This is a genomic window from Flavobacterium caseinilyticum (genome assembly GCF_004349085.1).
GTDB classification, from domain to species: domain Bacteria; phylum Bacteroidota; class Bacteroidia; order Flavobacteriales; family Flavobacteriaceae; genus Flavobacterium; species Flavobacterium caseinilyticum.
In genome coordinates this window covers 185,936-193,255 of sequence record NZ_SMFM01000007.1, presented here as the reverse complement: position 1 = coordinate 193,255, position 7,320 = coordinate 185,936, and the positions used below count along the sequence as shown (strand labels likewise).

Genomic DNA, 7,320 nt, shown 5'->3' with positions numbered 1-7,320 from the left:
TTTTCCTGCCGAGCAATCGGCAGGAAGAAACTTTCTTTTATCCTGAATTTATTTCAGGAACTTTAATACTTTTTTCTTTATCTCAGTATGTTAAGATATTATGTAAGTGATGTTTATAAAACAATAAACAACATTACAGTAATTGCCCAAAGCAATTATAACCTCTTAAGGTGGTTATTGCGGCGGGGCTCACCTCTTCCCATCCCGAACAGAGTAGTTAAGCCCGCCTGCGCAGATGGTACTGCAGTTATGTGGGAGAGTATGTCGTCGCCTTTCTTTATCCTGAATTTATTTCAGGATCTATTAAGTCCTCATCATTAATTTGATGGGGATTTTTTGTTTTTGCCGAGGTTCGCCGTGTTCGGATATGAAGGATTCTCGGTTTGGCATTCTTGGTTAGTCCGAATCCGTTAGCCACTTCCTTTATTTTGTATCAATCGCAAAACATGTGGAACAGTAAAAATTAAGGATCAATCCTAAAAGTTGTGGAGTAGTAAAAATTAGGTATTAATATTAGTTAGCCTAAAAATTTAGTTCGCTTTAATTTTTACTTGTCTATTTCTTATTAAAACAAACTGTACATTATCGCTGTATAAATTTATTTTTCTAATATATGTTTTTAATGTTGATTATTTGGTACGTTTCTTCTTTTGTATGTAGTATTTTTAGCTAAAATATTCCATTTAATGAAACTAAAGGCAATTATAGTTGACGATGAATTTCATGCACGTAGTTTTTTAAAAAAATTATGTAACCATTTATATAACGATAAAATAGAGATCCTTGATGAATGTGATTCTGTTCAGAAAGCAGTTTCTTCGATTAAAAAACATAATCCGGATATTGTTTTTTTAGATATTCAAATGCCTGAAGAAAACGGCTTTGAACTTTTTAAATATTTTGATTCGATAGCATTTGAAATTATTTTTACAACAGCCCATAAAGAATATGCTATTGATGCTATTAAAAATAGTGCTTTAGATTATCTTATTAAGCCCATCAATATTGAGGATTTTAAACGAGCTATTGATCGAATCGAAAAGGTTAAAACAGATAAAATTAATTTTGATCGTTATAAATTGTTAGCTGAAAACCTTGCCAATCAAAATACAGGGAAAGAAAGAATAGTTTTTCCCTCAAAAATAGGTTTTGAAGTAGTTCAAGCCAATACCATTATATTTTGTAAATCAGATGGGGCTTATACTACAGTTTACACTTTGGACAAAAAATATTTTACTTCAAAATCGTTTAAGGAAACCTGTGAATTGCTTCATTGCTCTAATTTTTTGAGAGTTCATAGAAGCTTTTTAATAAATGTTAGTTTCGTAATTAGCTTTAAATCAGATGATTTTCTATTAGAAATGATTACTGGAGATAAAATTCCTGTTTCAGATAAATCATTTACCAAAAAAGAATTAATTGATGCGATTTCTAAATAAATTAATCCTTTTTTTGTGTCTATTCTCCTTTCCATATTTACTTTTGGGACAGTATTATCCGTCCAAAAATTATTCTACTACAGATGGATTACCTAATAATGCTGTTCGTTCTTTGTTTTTGGATTCAGAAAATATTTTGTGGATTGGAACTGAAAATGGCGTTTCCAGGATGGAGAACGGTTCATTTTCTAATCTTGACGAAACTGATGGTTTAGGTCACAACAGCTGCTGGGATATTAATCAAGACACTAATGGAAACATGTGGTTTGCCAGTTATGGTGGGGGAATTAGCAAATATGATGGTAAAAAGTTTACAGTTTTTACAATTAAAAATGGATTATTAGCTGATAAAACGCGTAAAGTATTTCCTTTCAAAAATAAGATGTATGTTGGTACAGAGCAAGGCGTTTCAATAATTGATATCAATACTAATAAATTAGTAACTCCAAAAGTTCCACCCCACAAAGAAGATTTTATTAGTATTTCTTTTTTCGAATATAATGATGAAGTTTATTTTGCTACTATTTTTGATGGTTTATTTAAAATTGATGAATCGGGTATAAAGCCAATAATCATTCCAATTCTTTTTCATATAAAAATCTATGGATTAGCTCTTTACGGAACTACTCTTTATAGTAGTAATGAAGGATTTATTAATAAATTTAATTTAGAAGATGTTTTAAAAGAGAAAATTTCTACCGTAAAAATTGGTAAATCTATGGTTTGGCAATACGCTAAAGATAAACAAAATACCATTTTCGCAGCAGCTTGGGGTGTTTACAAGCCAGACGGTGGACTTTACAAAGTTGAGAATGATAAAATGATTGATGTTTCGGAATATTTTGGAATTGATTCTAAAATTTTACTAAATGTAGTTTACGATAAATCTAAAGATATCTTATATGTAGGTTCCAATGATAAAGGGATTTATGAAGTACGATTGGATAATTTAATTGATTACAATTTATTTGACGCTAAATCAGTTATTGATTTTGAAAATTTTGGAGAGCAGAAATTTATTTTACACAACAAAGGTTTAACGATTAAAAATTCAGATAAGAAAATTATAAAAACTATTTCTTCTCTTAATTTTAAAAATTTTGAGCTCAATTTTTTGAAAAAAGGAAATAAATTTGTTGCTAAACAAGGGGTTGAGTTAAGAGATTTTGAATTGGATTTTACTATTCCTGCCAGTAGTATTGAGTTTTATGAAATTGTAAAAAACGAAAATTCTTTTTGGATAGGCAGTAATATTGGAATATTTGAAATTAACAGTTTAGGAAATATTATTAATTACTTACCTAAACACAGTTTGAAAATTGGTTTTACATACAACGGTAAATTCATAGAAACAATAACTTATGCGGGTACCAGACTATATGAAAATGTTCACAGTTTAGATAATAAGCATTTTTCAAAGTTCGAAAAAAACACTCCGCAGTACATTGTTAAGATTCTTACTAACAAGGATAAAACGTATCTAATTTCTGTTTTTAATGGATTATATGTCTATAAAAACAATCAGTTTCACTCTTATTTAGCGGAGGGAATTTGGAACGAGAAAAAGTTCAAACATATAACAGTTAATCATAAGGGGCAACTTGTTTTGGCGGCTGAATTTGGCAATGTTTTCATTGTAGAAGATTCAAAAGATTTTAAAATTATAAAAACGATTTCGAAAAAAGAGATAGTTGGTAACACCATACTGTTTTTGGAATCGTATAAAGATTTTATTCTTATAGGAACCGAGAAAGGAATTAACCTCTACAAAGATGGTGTTGTTCGATTAATAGACAAGGAGCAAGGATTGAAAGATGCAGCGGTTACCACTTCCAAAATTTTTGAAAATCAGTTGTGGTTAGGGACTAAAAAAGGATATTTTACCATTAATTTAAATCGATTAACAGCGCCTCAAATGACCGTCTCGGAGCTGGTAATTTCAACAATTGCTATTAATAATATTCCCATCAGTTCTACTAATTATAAATGGTTTCGCTTTAATTCAAAAGAATTAATTTGTGATTACAATGACAATTCGTTTTCTATTGATTTTATTCCAAAAGGACATGCCATTCCGAATAAATTAAAATTCAGATATCGTCTAAAAAATACTGATCGATGGAGTCCCTACAGCGAAAAAACAAACTTGTTTTTGCCTTATCTGCCATACGGTAGTTATGATTTAGAAGTGGAAATTTTTGATTCGAATGCAGGAAAAGCTACCATTTTTAAATTATTAAAAATCCACATTGAACCTCCATTTTGGATGACTTGGTGGTTTATTGCTTTAGTTGTATTGTTAGTATTTAATGTTTTAGTTTATTTGATTTTTAAATCTAAAAAGAAATCCAGAGAAAAAGCAGTTATTCAAAAACGTATCGCAGAAACTAAGCTGGAGGCATTGTTAAGTCAAATGAATCCTCATTTTACGTTTAATGCTATGAATGCCATACAGGATTATATCATCAGTAATGATATTGATAATTCGTTGAAATATATCGGAGAGTTTGCAAAGTTAATTCGTAAAACATTAGAAAATTCCTCTAAACAAACGATTACTGTTGAAGAAGAAATAGAGTATTTGAAGTCTTATATTATGATTGAAAATATGCGTTTTGATAACCGAATTGAAACCGAATTCAAAATCGGAGGCGATGTGGATGTTTATCATTCCAAAATCCCAACCATGTTGTTGCAGCCTTTTGTTGAAAATGTTTTTGTTCATGCCTTTAACGCTTCGCATCCTGCGCCAAAATTGATAATTTCTTTTGAAATGGTATCTAAAAATGTTTTAGAATGTAAAATTATTGATAATGGAATGAGCTTAAATGCCGCTAAAAAAACGAAATTTCATCACTCAAAAGGCATTCAGTTGACAAAAGAGAGGCTTTCCCTTTTGCAAAATTCAAATGTCAACCCGATAAACATTCAATTAACTGAAAATAACGGAACGACAGTTACCATAAAACTGTCGGTGTAATCTTTTATAATACAAAAAATAAAATGCTTTTATCCAATTTTGGATAGGAGCTTTTTTGCGTTTACAAACCAGTGATGCGCTTTCATAGATTAAAAAGGGCCTCCTATAAGATGATTTAATTGGACTTTATTTAATCCTATATTTTTACCGCAAAGGTGTTCAATCAAAATCAAAAACATATGCAAAAGTATTACTGTGAAAATTGTGGTTCCAAAAGCAACACTATTTCGAGTCTTACCGAAAAGTCGTGCTATCGGCATCCGATGGGAAGCGGTAAAGGGAAGCATATTCTATATCAGGGATCCGAAAAAGCGCAATATTTTTGTAAATATTGTGGTGCCATCTCTTCTTCGATTTTTAGTTTGACAGGTTTTTTATGTCCGAAACATCCTGATGGGAATTGTCGGGGCAGGCATTTACCGTTCTTTTAAAAATCTCATTATTACCATTTGAAATAATTCAATTCTGAGTATGGATTTTATTTTTTTGCCTGTGCAAAATTTTACGTTTGTTTCTTTTATCGCATTTGGTATTGTTGTGATGAGTTTTCTTGTCGAAGCTATGTCAAATTCACCGTATAAATCGCTTTTACTTTCTAATATTGGCTTCGGGTTATACTATTTTACCTTGTTGAACGGTTCCGAAATTGATTTTCCAATATATTTTATGCTGCTGAGCTTTTTGATTTGTTCGTGGTTTTTTGTTTTAAAGAATATTGAAGAGGAAGAAGACGAGGACAGAGGTTATTTAAGGAATTTTCATAATGATAGTGCTAACGTTTATGATGAAATTGAAGATGGAAATAGTAAGGAGAATACCTCACTTTCAGCATTTTCATTCTTACATTTCACAAATGTTTTGTGCAAGCAATTATCGAAATTATCTGAGAATAAATTCATGTTGTATTTGATTCATTTTCTAAAAAATGATGCTATTTATTACAAACATCCTCAGCGAAAATTAGTGCAGGCGTTTACATATATAATTTTAATAGCCACTTTAGTTTCTTTTTTTTATGTTTAGATAGGATGTTTTGTATTATAATTTATTTTATGAAATAAATTTATTAAGAGAAAAAAAATTCTATTCCCACTCTACGCACAATCTAAACTTTAACGTTTGTTCCAATTAATAGTTTACTGTATTTGGTGAAAAAAAACTACTTTAGTTTTTTGTTTAATAAATCGCTAACCAAATAACTTAACCTATGAAAAGAAGATCTTTTTTAACTACAGCCACTCTTGCTTCAGCAGGGCTTACCACACTTTTGGTTACAGGTTGCACATCCAGTACCAAAAAGAATGAAGATTCATTACCAGTCGAAGTTTCTAATGAAGCGTTTGAACTTAATGAAGAAACCATCGGCAGTTTAAGAGAGAAATTAACTTCTGGAAAATATACTTCGGAACAATTAGTACAATTGTATTTGAAACGCATTGAAGATATTGATAAAAACGGACCTAAATTGAATTCAGTTATCGAAATCAATCCGGATGCAGTTGTTATTGCTGTTGCAATGGATAAAGAATTGAAAGCAGGTAAGAGCAGAGGACCTTTACATGGAATTCCTGTTTTGATAAAAGATAACATAGATACAGCAGACAAAATGCAAACCACTGCAGGATCTCTGGCAATGGCAGGGAATATTGCTTCAAAAGATGCTTTTGTAGTGAAAAAACTTAGAGAGGCAGGAGCAATTATAATTGGTAAAACCAATTTGAGCGAATGGGCCAATTTTCGTTCCACGCAATCATGTTCCGGATGGAGCAGCAGAGCCGGCCAGACCAAAAATCCTTACATTTTAGATCACAATCCATGTGGTTCCAGTGCGGGTTCAGGTACTGCCGTGTCAGCCAACCTTTGCGTAGTTGCTGTTGGAACCGAAACGGATGGTTCTATTGTTTGTCCGGCATCGGTGAACGGCATTGTAGGTATTAAACCAACAGTAGGCCTAGTCAGTCGCTCAGGTATTATTCCAATTTCAAAAACACAAGACACAGCCGGTCCTATGGCGAGGACCGTAACCGACGCGGCTATTTTATTAGGAGAAATGGCCGATGTTGACCAAGACGATATTGTAACGCTAGAAAGTAAAGGTAAAGCTCAAAAAGATTACACGACTTTTTTAGATGCAAATGCTTTACAAGGCAAGCGCATTGGTATTGAGAAAAAACCTCAAGGGAACAATAAATACATTAATGCTCTTTTAGACGATGCAGTGAACCTTCTAAAAAAGCAAGGAGCTATTGTTGTCGAAATTGATTACATAGAAAAATTTGATGCTTTTGGTCAAGCCGAATTTGAAGTTTTACAATATGAATTTAAAGACGGTTTGAATACCTATTTGGCTACAGCCAATGCAAAAGTTAAAACTTTAAAAGAGGTAATTGATTATAATAGCAGTAATGAAGATAAAGCAATGCCTTATTTTAAACAAGAAACATTAGAGAGTTCTAACGCAAAAAAAGGATTGGATGATAAAGAATATTTGAAAGCACTTACCTTAAGTTTTGAAGGAAGTAAAGGGGTTTTGAAAGCTGTTTTTGAGGAAAATAAGTTGGATGCTATTTGTGGAATAACGATGGGACCAGCTTGCAGTATTGATATGATTTACGGGGATCGCTGGGGAGGATATTCTCTGACATCGCCTGCTGCGGCAAGTGGATATCCACATATAACAGTTCCTAATGGGATGGCTTATGATTTACCTGTTGGATTATCTTTTTTCGGAACTCCGTATACTGAAGGGAAATTAATAGGATTAGGGTATGCATACGAACAAGCGTCTAAAAAGCGACTAAAACCAGCATTCAAGCCTTCATTTTTATAATAGAATTATTCAATTTATAAAAATTTAAAAGGGTAAAAAGTGAGTCACTTTTTACCCTTTCAATTGAATAC

General features: G+C 31.8%; 5 protein-coding genes and 1 rRNA gene. All 6 read left to right on the top strand.

Annotated features, from left to right (window positions below; translation table 11 throughout):
* The first annotated feature begins 166 nt into the window (after positions 1–166).
* Positions 167–276, top strand: a 5S ribosomal RNA gene (gene rrf / locus E0F89_RS13920).
* Between the two features lie 410 nt (positions 277–686).
* Entirely contained in the window at positions 687–1,439 is a 753-nt protein-coding gene (locus E0F89_RS13915) for a LytR/AlgR family response regulator transcription factor (protein ID WP_131910380.1), read from the top strand.
* Positions 1,423–4,419, top strand: coding sequence for a sensor histidine kinase (locus E0F89_RS13910; protein WP_131910387.1), 2,997 nt, complete (start codon positions 1,423–1,425; stop codon positions 4,417–4,419). The genes E0F89_RS13915 and E0F89_RS13910 overlap by 17 nt, the downstream gene beginning before the upstream one ends.
* A gap of 179 nt (positions 4,420–4,598) precedes the next feature.
* On the top strand, positions 4,599–4,850 hold the full coding sequence (locus tag E0F89_RS13905) for a hypothetical protein (RefSeq protein WP_131910379.1): 252 nt from the start codon (positions 4,599–4,601) through the stop codon (positions 4,848–4,850).
* Between the two features lie 40 nt (positions 4,851–4,890).
* Positions 4,891–5,442 (top strand): hypothetical protein, encoded by a 552-nt coding sequence (locus E0F89_RS13900; RefSeq protein ID WP_131910378.1) that lies wholly within the window; start codon positions 4,891–4,893, stop codon positions 5,440–5,442.
* Positions 5,443–5,626: 184 nt separating this feature from the next.
* Positions 5,627–7,249, top strand: a complete 1,623-nt coding sequence (locus E0F89_RS13895) for an amidase (RefSeq protein WP_131910377.1) — start codon at positions 5,627–5,629, stop codon at positions 7,247–7,249.
* The last annotated feature ends 71 nt before the right edge of the window (positions 7,250–7,320 follow it).